This is a genomic window from Faecalibacterium prausnitzii, from assembly GCF_049532945.1.
Classification (GTDB): domain Bacteria; phylum Bacillota; class Clostridia; order Oscillospirales; family Ruminococcaceae; genus Faecalibacterium; species Faecalibacterium prausnitzii_N.
The window spans coordinates 513742-528467 of sequence record NZ_CP186691.1 but is presented as its reverse complement, the minus strand read 5'-3'; the positions used below and the strand labels follow the sequence as shown (position 1 = coordinate 528467).

General features: G+C 54.8%; 12 protein-coding genes. 10 read left to right on the top strand and 2 right to left on the bottom strand.

Annotation, left to right across the window (positions count from 1 at the left end):
• Positions 1 to 201 precede the first annotated feature (201 nt).
• Positions 202 to 1803 carry an ATP-binding cassette domain-containing protein gene (locus ACNQFG_RS02625; RefSeq protein ID WP_423405886.1) on the bottom strand — a complete coding sequence of 534 codons (1602 nt, stop codon included), beginning with the start codon at positions 1801 to 1803 and terminating at the stop codon, positions 202 to 204.
• A gap of 228 nt (positions 1804 to 2031) precedes the next feature.
• On the opposite strand from ACNQFG_RS02625, the gene ACNQFG_RS02620 reads away from it, so the two are divergent.
• Both ACNQFG_RS02620 and ACNQFG_RS02615 read left to right on the top strand, forming a co-directional pair.
• The gene (locus ACNQFG_RS02620; RefSeq protein WP_423405885.1) at positions 2032 to 2943 is read left to right on the top strand and encodes a helix-turn-helix domain-containing protein; all 912 of its coding nucleotides are present in this window, start codon (positions 2032 to 2034) and stop codon (positions 2941 to 2943) included.
• 303 nt (positions 2944 to 3246) lie between these two features.
• The gene (locus ACNQFG_RS02615) at positions 3247 to 4527 is read left to right on the top strand and encodes a serine dehydratase subunit alpha family protein (protein WP_423405884.1); all 1281 of its coding nucleotides are present in this window, start codon (positions 3247 to 3249) and stop codon (positions 4525 to 4527) included.
• Between the two features lie 133 nt (positions 4528 to 4660).
• Here ACNQFG_RS02615 and ACNQFG_RS02610 read toward each other — a convergent pair whose 3' ends face one another.
• Complete coding sequence (locus ACNQFG_RS02610) at positions 4661 to 5314, bottom strand: HAD family hydrolase (protein WP_423405883.1); 654 nt, start codon at positions 5312 to 5314, stop codon at positions 4661 to 4663.
• Positions 5315 to 5770: 456 nt separating this feature from the next.
• Here ACNQFG_RS02610 and ACNQFG_RS02605 point away from each other — a divergent pair, with 456 nt between their 5' ends.
• The 8 genes from ACNQFG_RS02605 to ACNQFG_RS02570 all read left to right on the top strand — a co-directional run bounded on the left by ACNQFG_RS02605 (position 5771) and on the right by ACNQFG_RS02570 (position 14720).
• Positions 5771 to 6850 carry a branched-chain amino acid aminotransferase gene (locus tag ACNQFG_RS02605; RefSeq protein WP_423405882.1) on the top strand — a complete coding sequence of 360 codons (1080 nt, stop codon included), beginning with the start codon at positions 5771 to 5773 and terminating at the stop codon, positions 6848 to 6850.
• 190 nt (positions 6851 to 7040) lie between these two features.
• Positions 7041 to 7808: an alpha/beta hydrolase gene (locus ACNQFG_RS02600; protein ID WP_423405881.1), complete on the top strand. Its 768-nt coding sequence runs from the start codon at positions 7041 to 7043 to the stop codon at positions 7806 to 7808.
• A gap of 32 nt (positions 7809 to 7840) precedes the next feature.
• Positions 7841 to 8599 carry an esterase family protein gene (locus ACNQFG_RS02595; RefSeq protein WP_423405880.1) on the top strand — a complete coding sequence of 253 codons (759 nt, stop codon included), beginning with the start codon at positions 7841 to 7843 and terminating at the stop codon, positions 8597 to 8599.
• Between the two features lie 217 nt (positions 8600 to 8816).
• Positions 8817 to 10187: an ATP-grasp domain-containing protein gene (locus tag ACNQFG_RS02590; RefSeq protein ID WP_423405879.1), complete on the top strand. Its 1371-nt coding sequence runs from the start codon at positions 8817 to 8819 to the stop codon at positions 10185 to 10187.
• Between the two features lie 202 nt (positions 10188 to 10389).
• Positions 10390 to 11319, top strand: a complete 930-nt coding sequence (locus ACNQFG_RS02585) for a hypothetical protein (RefSeq protein WP_423405878.1) — start codon at positions 10390 to 10392, stop codon at positions 11317 to 11319.
• A 124-nt stretch (positions 11320 to 11443) separates the two neighbouring features.
• Positions 11444 to 12271, top strand: coding sequence for an MYG1 family protein (locus ACNQFG_RS02580; RefSeq protein WP_423405877.1), 828 nt, complete (start codon positions 11444 to 11446; stop codon positions 12269 to 12271).
• A 1-nt stretch (position 12272) separates the two neighbouring features.
• Positions 12273 to 13133 (top strand): GNAT family N-acetyltransferase, encoded by an 861-nt coding sequence (locus ACNQFG_RS02575; RefSeq protein WP_423405876.1) that lies wholly within the window; start codon positions 12273 to 12275, stop codon positions 13131 to 13133.
• Positions 13134 to 13487: 354 nt separating this feature from the next.
• Positions 13488 to 14720, top strand: a complete 1233-nt coding sequence (locus ACNQFG_RS02570) for an argininosuccinate synthase (protein ID WP_044953332.1) — start codon at positions 13488 to 13490, stop codon at positions 14718 to 14720.
• Positions 14721 to 14726 lie beyond the last annotated feature (6 nt).

Sequence of the window (14726 nt, the reverse complement as noted above, 5' to 3'; positions counted from 1 at the left end):
AGATTAAACGCAAACAAAAAACAGGGTGCACCACCCGGACGCACCCTGCCAAGATCCACAGACGATAGCGATATGTACAACAGGGCGCTCCCCGTCGGAACGCTCTGTTTTTCTTTGCTGGCTTCATCGGGATAAGGGGAAATGTTTGTGGACTTTTTCTTTTTGTTCAAACGCACGCTCCTTTGACGATCCGTAGACAGCTTAATGTGATTGTACCTGATGCATCATTCCTTTACGAATCTCGTAAGTTTTATCTGCTACGGCATCATAGTAGGCATTGTGACTGATAACGAGAATTAACTTTTTTTCCTTGAGCTTTAACAAGTAATTGATCAGGCTATGTTCAGTTTTTTCGTCAAGGTTGCTTCCGGGTTCGTCCAGCAAGATGCAAGAAGAGTTACCCAAAAGGGTACGTGCTAGATAAATCTTTTGCTTTTCGCCCAGAGAAAGATTCTCAGGCTTGATAGTCACCTGCTTGTCAGCGGGAGGCAGCTGAAGAACAGTTTCAAGTTCTTGATACTGTGTATTGGAAATCTTTCGTCCACAAACAATGTTTTCTCGGACTGTACCTGGAAAAATGAAGTTAGGATAGAAAAGATAACTTGGTTTTGATTGGTCGCAGTTAAATCTTCCGTTTTCGTTGAAACGGAGATGCTTTGCGTCCGGGGCAAACACACCAGAGATTATATTGAACAAAGATGACTTGCCGCAGCCATTTTCTCCATGGATCAGCACCAAACCTTTCCCGTGGACAATAAAGTCGTTCACATGGAAAAGCGCCTCACTCTCCGATCGCATCAGGTCGATATTATGAGCCTCGATTTTTGGAGGGGCTACAGTTTCTGTATTCTTTTGCTGATCTGGCATGGCAAGAAAGTCTGCCACACGATCGAATGATGGCTTCTGGCTGATAATCTGGGCATGAAGTTGAGAAATTTCTGACAGAGGATTGAACAGGTAGGCAATAATCTGAATAGAGAATAACAGCTGACCGATGGTCATGTTTTGCAACACCACTTGGTTTCCACCAATGATTAAAATAAGCAGAGGTGCCAATGTGGTGACAAAAAGAGGGAATTCTTGCACGATCAGCAGAAGAAAGTGTTGACGATTGCGAGCATCAAGATATGACTTCAGAGCCTCATTATAGCGGTTCTGCATATAATTTTCGACCTTGTTTAGAGTAATGCTAACCTTGCCGTTGAGAATTACATCAAATTCCTGAAACCATAAATCTCCAGCTTCCCTCTCCTTGGCTACTAGTCTTTCCAGTTCGCTTTTGTTAAGAAAACTGGGAACCATGTAGAGCGGAATCAAAATGATTGCTGTCAGTGCAACAGATGGGCTGGCATAGAAAAGCAGAAGTCCAATGATGACAATTACTTTAACTAAGTTTGCAGGTACTGTGACCAAATAGCTACTTACAGTATATATCGCACTGACATCGTTAGCCATATTTTGAATACGGGCTTTGTTCTGGCTCTCATAGGCAGGGATACTGCTACTCAAAATCTTTTGCGCCAGATGTTGGCGGTAATTACCCGCCATGCGATCTGCGTTCATCTGAGAATTATAGTTGACGAAATAAAACTGGTAAAAATGAATTAAAAAAACACAAACAATGATTCCCAAAATCCACGAGGTTGGCATATGAGTGCCTGAGGTAATCCAGACATCTGTAAGATACAGAGTTAGGCCAGCAGGCAACAAGGCAAGCAAAAAGCCCACCAAGTCAAAAATGATTCGCATAACCAGCTGAGACCAAGTAATGTAGATTCCACGTTTTTCAAGATATTGTTTCATTTGAAGTCTCCTTTCTGTTGTATTTGGCTCTACTCAACGGTTTACTTCTTTTATGTTAAGCCGTGAGTTTTGCGGTGTCTACATCTTATCACAGTAAAAACCGGTTGACCATATCGTCTGGTGTAATAAATAATTTCATAAGACGACAAGTCAACGAGAGAAGTGCTTGCGTGATGACATAAGGCATACTATAATAATTATAATATTGATTATCTGAGGTACTGAAGAATGCAGAACTATAGGCTTGGTGATTATATCCGCCAGCGACGGCAGGAGTTGAATTTGACGCAGGAGCAAGTCTGTGCAGGCATTTGCGAGCCTGTTACTCTCTCCAGATTTGAAAATGGAAGGCAGACCCCCAGTCGTACAAGGATCAATGCTATTCTACAACGCCTTGGCTTGCCAGATGATCGGTATTATGCACTTGTAACACCAGAGGAGCTGGAAATTGAGGCATTGGAAAAGGAAATCGTGGCATGCAATGCGCTGAAACACGTTAATGAAGGCTTTGATAAAATCAGTCAGCTTGAAAAAATTGTAAAGCCAGATGATCAAATTACACAGCAATTTATTCTCCGATCAAAGGTTCTTCTTGGTGGGCTGGATAAAAGGTATTCAAGTGACGAGCGAATCCAAATGCTTATGCAAGCTATTCAAATGACTATACCAAATTTCCAACTGAGTAAAATTGAAGACTATCTTTACACGTTGGACGAAATGAAGCTAGTCAATCAAATTGGAAATGCTTATTCCTTGGCTGGTGATAATGAAAAAGCAGCCGATATTTTTTATCGGTTGCTTCAGTATATGAGACGCCATCTCCAAGAAATGGTCACATCAAACAGGATGCTTCCTTTGGTTCTCTACAATTTTGCCAGATCTCTGGACTTGTTGGAAAGATATGAAGAAAGCGCAAGAGTTGCAAGAAATGGAAAAGAAGCTTGCATTAAATATGGACATTATCAAGTACTTCACTCTTGTCTGGAAATCGAAGCTGAGTGTGATTTCTTCCTTGGCAAAAAAGAAGAGAGTGCAGAGCGATATCGTGAGGCCTTTTACATTTGCAAAGTTATGAGATACGAGGATGACTTGCAGATTATTCGTAATGAGGCCCAAAAATATCTGGACATTATTTTCTAAATGTTAAGTAATATCGTCCTGTGGTGTAGCGGCATCTGCTGTCTTTGCTCGTCAAAGCTACGCAATGATTATTTGTTAAACACACACTAAAAAACAGGGTGCGCCACCCGGACGCACCCTGCCAAGATCCACAGACGATAGCGATATGTACAACAGGGCGTTCCCCGTCGGGAACGCTCTTCACGGTCACAGTCAGGCCGCGGACGGTCTTCTGGTCTGCCCCGGATGCCGGGCAAATTTTGCGGGACGCATTGTGTTTTGCCGCAGCTTCCGGTACAATGGAGAAAAAGGGGACGACGGAAGATGGAAAAAACCGAACAGAGATACCAGGCATACCTTCAGATCTTAAAAGAGGAGCTCATCCCGGCAATGGGCTGCACAGAGCCCATTGCGGTGGCCTATGCCGCCGCAGTGGCCCGGCAGACGCTGGGGGAACTCCCGGACCGGGTGCGGGTCGGGGCCAGCGGAAGTATGATCAAGAATGTCAAGTCGGTCATCGTGCCCAACACCGATAATATGAAGGGTCTGGAAGCCGCCGCAGCGGCGGGCATCGTGGCTGGCCGCCCGGAGCAGAAGCTGGAAGTCATCGCCGATGTGACACCGGAGGAGACGAAGGCCATCCGCGCCTATCTGGAGCAGGCCGATGTGAAGGTCGAGCATGTGGAGAACGGCGTCACCTTTGATATCATCGTCACGGTCTGGAAGGGGGCGCACACCGCGCAGGTGCGCATCGCAGTCTTTCACACCAACATCGTCCGCATTGAGAAGGACGGCGAAGTCCTGCTGGACCTGCCCGTCCACGGCGACGAGGAGGAGAACCTGACCGACCGCAGCCTGCTCGACATGGAGCACATCTGGGATTTTGTCCATTCGGTGGACATCGAGGACGTGAAACCGATTTTAGACCCGCAGATCCGGTACAACATGGCCATTGCCGAAGAGGGTCTGCGGGGCGATTACGGGGCCAACATCGGCAGCGTCCTGCTGGACATGGAGGGCAATGATGTGCGGGTGCGGGCCAAGGCCAAGGCGGCCGCCGGTTCGGATGCCCGCATGAACGGCTGTGAGCTGCCGGTCATCATCAACTCCGGCAGCGGCAATCAGGGCATCACTGCCTCAGTGCCGGTCATCGTCTATGCGCGGGAACTCAAGGTGAGCGAAGAGCAGCTGTACCGGGCGCTCACCCTCTCCAACCTGACCACCATCCACGAAAAGACCGGCATCGGCACCCTGTCCGCCTACTGCGGTGCCATCAGTGCGGGCGCGGGGGCCGGTGCGGGCATCGCCTATCTCTGCGGCGGCGGGTATGAAGCCATCATCCACACGGTGGTCAATGCGCTGGCCATCGTGTCGGGCGTCGTCTGCGATGGTGCCAAGGCCAGCTGTGCGGCCAAGATCGCCACGGCAGTGGAAGCCGGGCTGCTCGGCTATAATATGTATATCCGGGGCCAGCAGTTCCGCGGCGGCGACGGCATCGTCGCCAAGGGCGTGGAAAACTCACTGCGGAACGTGGGCCGCCTGGGCAAACAGGGCATGAAGGAAACGAACCGCGAGATCATCGACATCATGGTCGGGTGCAAATAACAGAAAACGCAGAACGACGCCGTCGGCATTTGCCGACGGCGTCGCTGTTTGTATCGGTTCAGGTGGTCTCCCGCTGGGTCAATGTATAAGGGAACTGGATGGACAGGGCCAACGGGTGTTTTTGCGTATCACATTACCAGCGGTTCGCCTTGAGGCCGTCGAGCACCTCGAACAGGCTCCGGCACTCGGCGGTGTACAGACGGCGCATCTCGTCGTCGGCGGGGGCAAGGTCCGGCACCATCACGGTGACAAAGCCGCCCCGCGCACCGGCGCGCACGCCGTTGTAGCTGTCCTCCAGCACAAGGGCGTGTCCGGGCGCAACGCCCAGCTTCTCCGCCGCCAGAAGGAAGATCTCCGGGTCGGGCTTGGAGCGGGTCACCTGCTGGCCGGAGGCGAGGACGCTGAAATAGGAGCGCATCCCCCAGTTGTCCAGATTGCGCTGGATGACATCCATCCGGCTGGAGGAAGCCACCACCATGGGAATGTGCTGCGCTTCCAGATAGGCGATGAGTTCATCCAGACCCGGCTTTTTGGGCACCGGCTTCTGGAACGCCTTGTCGGCCACCGCGTGCAGGCTGTCTACGATGGCGGCCGCATCGCAGTCCTGCCCGTAGAATTGACGCACGACATTCCGCAGAGTTTCGCCTGCGGTGCCCCGCGCGGCCTCACTGAGGCCCTTTTTATAAGGAAGCCCCAGTGCCGCCAGAGCCGGTTCCCAGAATGTGGCCCAGATGCGCTCGGTGTCGAACATCAGCCCGTCCATATCAAAAATGACGCCGTTTATCATAAGGTATCCTTTCTGTTTGCGTCCCTGCCCTCTCAGGCGCTTTGCGCCAGCTCTCCCAAAGGGAGAGCCTTTGGCAGGACGGTTTTGATCGTAGAAAATGAAGAAGGTGGAGCGGCCCGGAAACATCCGGGCTCCGCAAAAGAGGCAGACAGGAGCTGCCAATGGGGACAGGGCCCACGGCTATGGGAGCCGCAGGCGATCTTGCACTCTGCCCGACATGCCAAAGCCTCTCCCTTTGGGAGAGGTGGCATTGCGTTAGCAATGACGGAGAGGGCTGCTCACAAAAATAATATCACAATTTGCGACAACTTACAGCCCCCAAACATGAAAGATTTTTTGATTCCTTGAAAAATGCGTTCATGATATTATAATAGAAAACAACATTTGACATCTGGAAAGCGCGGAGGGAGCCGCGTGTGTCAGCTGTGTGAGATCAGGAAAGAGGGAAAATAAATCATGTTGGATATCAAGATCACCCGGACGACCTGTCCGAAAGAGAAGCCGCAGGATGAGACCAAACTCGGCTTCGGCAAGAAGTTCACCGACCATATGTTCGTGATGGATTACACCGAGGGCGAAGGCTGGCACGATGCCCGCATTGTCCCCTACGGCCCCTTTGAACTGGACCCGGCTACTGTCGTGTTCCACTACGCTCAGGAGATCTTTGAGGGCATGAAGGCATACCGCACGGCCGATGATACCGTCCAGCTGTTCCGCCCGGACTGCAACGCAAAGCGTTTCCAGGACTCCGCCGACCGTCTGTGCATCCCCAAGATCCCTGTGGAGGACTACATTCAGGCCGTTGAGACGCTGGTGGATGTGGACCGTGACTGGGTGCCCCATTCCGACGGTGCTTCCCTGTATATCCGTCCCTTCGTGTTTGCAAACGACGTGGGTCTGGGCGTGCACGCTTCCAAGCACTACATTTTCTGCATCATCTGCGCTCCCTCGGGCGCTTACTATGCCGAGGGCATCAACCCCGTCCGCATCTATGTTGAAGACGAGTACATCCGTGCCGCTCCCGGCCTGACCGGCTTCACCAAGTGCGGCGGCAACTACGCTGCTTCCATCAAGGCCGGCGAGCTGGCCGAGGAGCAGGGCTACGCACAGGTGCTGTGGCTGGACGGCGTGGAGAAGAAGTACGTCGAGGAAGTTGGCAGCATGAACATCATGTTCAAGATCGACGGCAAGGTGTACACCGCTGCTACCGTCGGCACCGTTCTGCCCGGCGTTACCCGCCGCAGCTGCATCGAGCTGCTGAAGGACTGGGGCTATGAGGTCGTCGAGGGCAAGATCGCCATTGCCGACATCATGGCTGCTGCCCGCGAAGGCAAGCTGGAAGAGGTGTTCGGCACCGGTACCGCCGCTGTCGTCTCCCCCGTCAAGGAGCTGGTCTGGAAGGGCGAGCACGCCTACATCGGCGACGGCAAGATCGGCCCTGTCACCCAGAAGCTGTACGACACCATGACCGGTATGCAGTGGGGCAAGATCCCCGATACCAAGGGCTGGATCGTTCCGGTGGAGAAGAAGTACTAAGCTGCAAGTTTCTTTCCTTGTTCCGAATTCCGCAAGCGCCGTCCGGCAGCTCACCGGGCGGCGTTTGCTGTATCAACCGCTCAGGCGCTTTGCAGCGCAATCTGCCCTGTGGTCTTGGTTCAGAATTGCAATTCTGCCGGGATGGTGCTAGACTAAGCATAGAGTAAGAGGATTGAGAGGGACCAGGACCATGGTCAAAAAATGGAGCGTGAGCTACCCTGCCGTCAACGGCACCGAGCAGCGCAGAGTATATGTTTATCTGCCCACGATGTATGAAGCTGACCCCGACCGCCGGTATCCGGTGCTGTATATGTTCGACGGCCAGAACGTCTTTTTTGACGAGGATGCCACCTTTGGCAAAAGCTGGGGCGTGGCCGATTATCTGGACTACACCGACACCCCGCTGATCGTGGCGGCGGTGGAGTGCAACGCCGGAGCCAACAACGAACGGCTGGTGGAGTATTCGCCCTACCGGTTCGACGACCCGACCTATGGTCACTTTGACGGCAAGGGGGCTGCGACCATGAGCTGGTATATCCACCGGTTCAAACCCTTCATCGACCGCAACTTCCGCACCCTGCCCGACCGGGAGCACACCTTCATCGGCGGCAGCAGCATGGGCGGCCTGATGAGCCTGTACGCCCTTTTGCAGTACAACGACACTTTCAGCCGTGCGGCGGCGCTGTCGCCGTCCATCTGGGTGTCGCCGGAAAAGCTTTCCGGCCTTGTGGGCCGCGCAAAGCTGGAGCCGGGCACCGTGCTGTACATGGACTACGGTTCCCGCGAGATGGGCAACCACGACGGGATGCGCTGCGGCTTTGCAGAGATGTGCGCAAAGGTCATGACCCGGGGCATCCACCTTACCAGCCGCATCGTGCCCGGCGGCACCCACAGCGAAGCCAGCTGGGAAAAACAGCTGCCCTTTATGTTCCATACTCTGATGTACGAACTGGATTGACCCGACGACCCGATTATAAGGAGGGACCCACGATGGAAATGCAGTATTTTAAGGACTACAGCCCGGCGCTGGGCCGCGACATGGAGTGCAAAATTTACGGCCACGCAGGCCGCCCGATGCTGTACATCCCCTGTCAGGATGGCCGCTTCTTCGATTTTGAGAACTTCCATATGGCCGACACCCTTGCCCCATGGATCGATGCTGGTAAGATTATGGTGATCTCCATTGATACCATGGACAAGGAGACCTGGTCCGACACGCAGGGCGACCCCTATTGGCGCATTCGCCGCTATGAGCAGTGGCTGCGCTATATCGTGGAGGAGGCTGTGCCCAAGATCCGCCACATCGCCCGCGAGCGGAACGGCTGGAACGACGAACCGGGCGTCATTGCCTTTGGCTGCAGTCTGGGTGCCACCCATGCGGTCAACCTGTACCTGCGCCGCCCGGATGTGTTCTGCGGCTGTCTGGCCCTCAGCGGCATCTACACGGCCCACTATGGCTTCGGCAATTATATGGACGAGCTGGTGTACATGAACTCGCCCGTGGACTACATGAAGAACTTCCCGGAGGATCACCCCTACATGCAGCTGTTCCGCAGCCAGAAGGCGGTCATCTGCTGCGGTCAGGGCGACTGGGAGCAGCCGGACACCACATGGTTCCTCAAGCGCATCTTCGAGGCCAAGAACATCCCCATCTGGGTAGACCTGTGGGGCCACGATGTGAACCACGACTGGAACTGGTGGTATAAGCAGACTGCATATTACATGCCGTATATTCTGGGCGAGCAGTAAAACAAACCCTCTCAGGCGCTGACGCGCCAGCTCTCCCGAAGGGCGAGCTTTGATGCATCTGACGGTTTGCAGCAAATAAGCTCCCCCTTCGGGGGAGCTGGCATCGCGCAGCGATGACTGAGAGGGACGCCTCCCTCCCGGAGGGAGCTGGCACGGCGAAGCCGTGACGGAGGGAGTTTTTATAGAGGTTTATAGAGGAAAGAGGAATCGTAAAACCATGCAGAATTTTATTTTTATTTCGCCCAACTTTCCCACCAACTACTGGCAGTTCTGCCGTGAGCTGAAAAACAACGGCATGAATGTGCTGGGCATCGGCGACCAGCCCTACGATGAGCTGAAGCCAGAGCTGAAGGACAGCCTGAACGAGTACTACAAGGTGGGCAGTCTGGAAAACTACGACGAGGTCTACCGCGCCGTGGCCTTTTTTGCCTTCAAGTATGGCCGCATCGACTGGCTGGAGTCCAACAATGAATATTGGCTGGAGCGGGACGCAGCCCTGCGCACCGATTTCCACATCACCTCCGGCTTCCAGACCTCCGATATGCCCCGCATCAAGTACAAGAGCAAGATGAAGGAGTATTACCAGAAGGCCGGCATCGCCACCGCACGCTACCACATGGTGGACGATTACGAGGGCTGCCGGAAGTTCATCGACGAGGTGGGCTACCCGGTGGTGGTAAAGCCGGATAACGGCGTGGGCGCATCCGATACCCACAAGCTGTCCAGCGACGAGGACCTGAAAAAGTTCCTCGTGCAGAAGACGGCCCATCACCCGGATGTGGAGTACATCATGGAGGAGTTCGTCCGGGCCGAGGTGAACAGCTACGATGCCATCATCGATGCCAACGGCAACCCCATCTTTGAGGCCGGCAACGTCAGCCCCATGTCCATCATGGATATCGTCAACGACAACGACAACTCCATCTACTACATCATCAAGGACCTGCCCGAGGACACCCGCGCTGCAGGCCGTGCCGCCGTCAAGAGCTTTGGCGTGAAGAGCCGCTTCATCCACTTTGAGTTCTTCCGCATGACCGAGAATCAGGCCAGCATGGGCAAAAAGGGCCAGATCGTGGCGCTGGAGGTCAACATGCGCCCCTGCGGCGGCTTCACCCCGGATATGATCAACTTTGCCCGCTCCACCAACGTCTACAAGATCTGGGCGGACATGATCGCCTTTGGCGGCACCGATATGCCGGTGGGCGAGCACTTCTACTGCCCGTTTGCAGGCCGCCGCGACGGCAAGCACTTTGTGTACAGCCACGAGCAGATCATGCAGAAGTACCAGCAGAACATACGCATGGTGGACCGCATGCCGGACGCGCTGAGCGGTGCCATGGGCAACCAGATGTACGTTGCCACCTTCTCCACCCGCGAGGGCATGGAGCAGTTCTACTCCGATGTGCTGGCCGTCACCGATGCCGACAACGACACCGTTCAGAGGGAACTGAGCGAGGTGCTGGCCCTCGGCGAGCCTGCTGCTACCACGGCCCTCACCAGAAAGCCGAACCTCTCCCCCGCCGTCAAGCCCACCACGGCCGTGACAAAGACCACGACCAGAGCGGTGACGAAGACGAAAAAACACTGAATCCCAAGGAAAAGGGCCGTCCTGCCGTGCGCTGCAGGGCGGCTCTTTTTGTCAGATTGCTCTAAAAACAGGACGGAAATTTTCCATATCCGATGAACTTTTCAAAAGGCGTTGACAGGAGTTTTGGAAGAGAGTAAGATGAGAAAAAATGGATGGCTTGTTTTGGGGAGTTGTCCATAAAAACAAAATGGAGGAATGAACTATGCGTATGATGAAACGTGTTGCAGTCAGCATTTTGGCGGCGGCAATGGCTCTGTCTCTGATGACTGCCTGCGGTGGCGGTGATGCCCCCAGCGCTCCGGAAACGCCGAGCAATCCGGGCACTTCGCAGGGCGAAGAAAAAAAGGACGACAGCACCGACAGCAAACCGGAAGACAAGAAAGACGACGAAAAGAAAGACCCGCCCGCAGAGAGCAAGCCGGAAGACAAGAAAGACGAAGAAGTGGCAGACGGCTCGACGATCGAATTCAACAAGAGCCGCACCTATAAGTGGGCGCTGGAATATGGGTCTGCAAAAAAAGTATACATCAAGGCGGAACCGGTAAAACCGGCCTCGCAGGATGTTGTTTGTACGGAATCGGTTACGGATGGACGAAAGTCGTATACCAAAGTGACCTATAAAAATGGAAAGGTAGCAGAAGCACTTGCCGATTTGACTCAAAACAATGTCTTGAATCAGTATGAACTGTATTCGAACCAGAAGATCGCGATCATGAGAAGCTATACCATGAACGCAACAAATCCGGATGATAATACAGTTCTTGATCCTGAGACGAATTATACTGTGAAGAAGACCACGCGTGTCATCAATGCGGTCCCTTATTACACGGAAGCAATCACGATGGAAGATAAGGATACGAAGAGGACGGAGACCCAGATGTTCTGCTATGACAATACGGGCAGTCTGGTGTATTTGGTTTCTTCTCCGGATACGGCGGATGAACAGATCGTTCACGTTCAGTGCAGTAAGTCGATCCCGGATTCTGCGATCCTGAGCATTCCGAATGATTGGAGTGTCTATACGGTTACGTACAGTGCAGGCCATAGCGTGACTGTAAAAGATCAGAGCGGTCATGAACTGACAGACGAAGAAGTGGAAGCTCTTGCCAAGAAGATCGGCGGAACCATCTGATGAAAACAAAGGCCCGAACCGGAAATCTCTGCCCGGTTTGGGCCTTTTTGCGTTCTCTATTTGTCCCGCTCCGCAGAATGTGCTATACTGTCCTCAAAGACACTGTTGAGAATGAGGTACAGATATGAAAATTCCCGCAAATGGTTTTACACACGCTGGCAAGTTCCACGCCGACGATGTGTTTGCCACTGCCCTGCTGCAAATTTTGCGCCCGGACATCAAGATCACCCGCGGCTTTGTGGTGCCGGATGATTTTGACGGCATCGTGTACGATGTGGGCTTTGGTATGTTCGACCACCATCAGGAGCCGCGGGAGTGCCGCCCCAATGGCGTGCCCTATGCGGCCTTCGGCCTGCTGTGGCGGGTGCTCGGCCCCGGCCTTGTGGGTGAGCGTCAGGCCCGGCTCATTGACGAGAACTTCATCCAGCCGCTGGACCTCAACGATAACACCGGCGAGCAGAACAGCCTGTGCGATGCCATTGGCTTTTTTAACCCGGTGTGGGACTCCAAAGAGGATCAGGACACCTGCTTTTTCAAGGCGGTGGCCGTGGCAAAGCAGATCTTGGAAAACCAGATCGCCAGCGCCAACGCCGTGAACCGCGCCGACGAAAAGGTGCAGCAGGCTTACAAAAACTCCCGGGACGGCATCGTGGTGCTGCCCTGCTATCTGCCGTGGAAGAACGGCCTGTACAAGACGGACGCGTTGTTCGTGATCTACCCCAGCCAGCGCGGCGGCTGGAGCGCCCAGTGCGTCACCGACCACAAGACCAAGCGCCCCAAGCTGCCCTTCCCCCAGAGCTGGGCCGGCCAGCCGCAGGAGGTCATTGAGCAGAAGAGCGGCATCCCGGGCATCAGCTTCTGCCACGCCAGCCGCTTCCTCATCACCGCCAAGGATAAGGAAACTGCCCTTGCCGCCTGCCGTCAGGTACTGAAAAACAACGGGAGACTGTAACATGAGTGCGGGAACCGAACAAGAGACTGAAGAGCGGGCCTACGTGTATATGGTGCGGTGCGCGGGCGGTCAGCTCTATACGGGCTGGACGAACGACCCCGGTGCCCGCCTGCACGCCCACAAGACCGGCAGGGGGGCCAAGGCCACACGGGCCATGGGGGCGGAGCGGTTCGCCTATCTGGAACGGTGCGCGGACCGGTCGGCGGCGCTGCGCCGGGAAGCGGCCCTGAAAAAGCTGCCGAAAGCGAAAAAGGAAGCCCTCTGCGCCGGGTGGGAGGAGAAGAACCTCCCCCGCCTCTCGGTGGCGTCCCGCGCCGATGCAAAGGACATTCTGGAACTGTACAACTGGTATGTGCTGCACCACACCGCAACGTTTCAGGTCACGCCCTCCACGCTGGAAGAATACGAGGACTGGGTGGACAACACCTTGAAGGTGGCCCCGCTGCTGCTGGCGCGGGACGCAGACGGCAGGCTGCTGGGCTATGCCTGCGCTCATCGCTGGCACCCGCGTGAGGCCTACGACTGGTCGGTGGAGAGCACCATCTACTGCGCCCCGGATGCCTGCGGCTGCGGGGTGGGCACCCTGCTCTACCGCGCACTGCTGGAATTGCTGGCCGCCTGCGGCTACTGGAACGTCTATGCACTCGTGGCCGACCCGAACCCCGCCAGCGAGCGCATCCATGCGCAGCTGGGCTTTTCCTGCGTGGGCCGCACCCCGCACACGGCGTATAAATTCGGCTGGCTGGGCCTGTCCACCTGGTGGCTGGCGCTGCGCACCGGCAACGAAAAGCCTGTCCCCGTCCGGATGGTGACGGCAGAGCAGACGCAGGCCGTGCTCTGCAAATACGGAAAAACAGAATGAAACGAAACGAAGAGCTCCGGCATCTGCCGGGGCTCTTCTGCGTTTCGGAAAGCGGTGCTGAAACCTTGGCACCTGCCCGGCGGGACGGATGAAACGGCTTTCAGAATGTGTAAGAATATATACACCAAAACTGCATAAAATTTGCATAAATAATAAAATATTTGCATAAACATGCAAAGTGCCACAAACGGCACTGGAAAAGGGCAGAAGGTTTGGCGGTTTTCCGCATTGACGGAAAAGCCGCGCCGCGTATAATAAAAAGCGTGATAAGCAACCGAGAGATCGAGCGCACCGGGAGGGACGCCCGGTGCAGGAAAACAAAAGTGTAAGCATGAAAACAAAGGAGCGTTCATCATGAAAAAGGAAAACATCAAAAAAGTCGTGCTGGCTTACTCCGGCGGTCTGGACACCTCCATCATCATTCCCTGGCTGAAGGAAAACTACAACAACTGCGAGGTCGTCGCTGTCTCCGGTGACGTGGGTCAGGGCACCGAGCTGGATGGTCTGGAAGAAAAGGCCAAGGCTACCGGCGCTTCCAAACTGTACGTGCTGGACCTGAAGAAGGACTTCGTGGAGAACTACATCTTCCCCACCCTGAAGTTCGGCGCAAAGTACGAGGACTACCTGCTGGGCACCAGCTTTGCACGTCCGTGCATCGCCAAGGCTCTGGCTGATATCGCCATCAAGGAAGGTGCAGATGCCATCTGCCACGGCTGCACCGGCAAGGGCAATGATCAGGTGCGTTTTGAGCTGACCCTCAAGGCCCTGTGCCCCGATATGGCCATCATTGCTCCGTGGCGTGAGTGGGATATCAAGAGCCGTGACGAGGAGATCGACTACGCCGAGGCTCACCACATCCCCCTGAAGATCAACCGCGAGACCAACTATTCCAAGGACAAGAACCTGTGGCACCTGAGCCACGAGGGCCTCGATCTGGAAAGCCCCGCCAACGAGCCCCAGTACAACAAGCCCGGCTTCCTGGAGCTGGGCATCAGCCCCGAGCAGGCTCCCGATAAGCCCACCTATGTGACCATCCACTTTGAAAAGGGCATCCCCACCGCCGTGGACGGCAAGGAGATGGGCGCTGTGGAGCTGGTGGAATACCTGAACAAACTGGGCGGCGAGAACGGCATCGGCCTGCTGGATATCGTGGAGAACCGTCTGGTGGGCATGAAGAGCCGCGGTGTGTACGAGACCCCCGGCGGTGCCATCCTGTACAAGGCCATCAATGTGCTGGAGACCATCACTCTGGATAAGGAAAGCTCTCACTTCAAGGCTCAGCTGGCCCAGAAGTATGCCGATATCGTTTACAACGGCCAGTGGTTCACCCCGCTGCGCGAGGCTCTGGACGCCTTTGCCGACAGTCTGGAAAAGACCGTCACCGGCGATGTGAAGCTCAAGCTCTACAAGGGCAACATGATCAACGCAGGTGTCACCTCTCCGTACACCCTGTACGACGAGCAGACCGCTTCCTTCGGCGAGGACGAGGACTACAATCAGGCTGATGCAACAGGCTTCATCAACCTGTTCGGCCTGTCCATCAAGGAGCGCGCAAAGCTGTCCAAGAACTGGCCGGAGGTCAAGTAAGCAGCT

Bases quoted from the DNA above. Each gene is read 5' to 3' on its own strand.
- ACNQFG_RS02625 (WP_423405886.1), bottom strand. From the start codon at position 1,803: ATGAAACAATATCTTGAAAAACGTGGAATCTACATTACTTGGTCTCAG.
- ACNQFG_RS02620 (WP_423405885.1), top strand. From the start codon at position 2,032: ATGCAGAACTATAGGCTTGGTGATTATATCCGCCAGCGACGGCAGGAG.
- ACNQFG_RS02615 (WP_423405884.1), top strand. From the start codon at position 3,247: ATGGAAAAAACCGAACAGAGATACCAGGCATACCTTCAGATCTTAAAA.
- ACNQFG_RS02610 (WP_423405883.1), bottom strand. From the start codon at position 5,314: ATGATAAACGGCGTCATTTTTGATATGGACGGGCTGATGTTCGACACC.
- ACNQFG_RS02605 (WP_423405882.1), top strand. From the start codon at position 5,771: ATGTTGGATATCAAGATCACCCGGACGACCTGTCCGAAAGAGAAGCCG.
- ACNQFG_RS02600 (WP_423405881.1), top strand. From the start codon at position 7,041: ATGGTCAAAAAATGGAGCGTGAGCTACCCTGCCGTCAACGGCACCGAG.
- ACNQFG_RS02595 (WP_423405880.1), top strand. From the start codon at position 7,841: ATGGAAATGCAGTATTTTAAGGACTACAGCCCGGCGCTGGGCCGCGAC.
- ACNQFG_RS02590 (WP_423405879.1), top strand. From the start codon at position 8,817: ATGCAGAATTTTATTTTTATTTCGCCCAACTTTCCCACCAACTACTGG.
- ACNQFG_RS02585 (WP_423405878.1), top strand. From the start codon at position 10,390: ATGCGTATGATGAAACGTGTTGCAGTCAGCATTTTGGCGGCGGCAATG.
- ACNQFG_RS02580 (WP_423405877.1), top strand. From the start codon at position 11,444: ATGAAAATTCCCGCAAATGGTTTTACACACGCTGGCAAGTTCCACGCC.
- ACNQFG_RS02575 (WP_423405876.1), top strand. From the start codon at position 12,273: ATGAGTGCGGGAACCGAACAAGAGACTGAAGAGCGGGCCTACGTGTAT.
- ACNQFG_RS02570 (WP_044953332.1), top strand. From the start codon at position 13,488: ATGAAAAAGGAAAACATCAAAAAAGTCGTGCTGGCTTACTCCGGCGGT.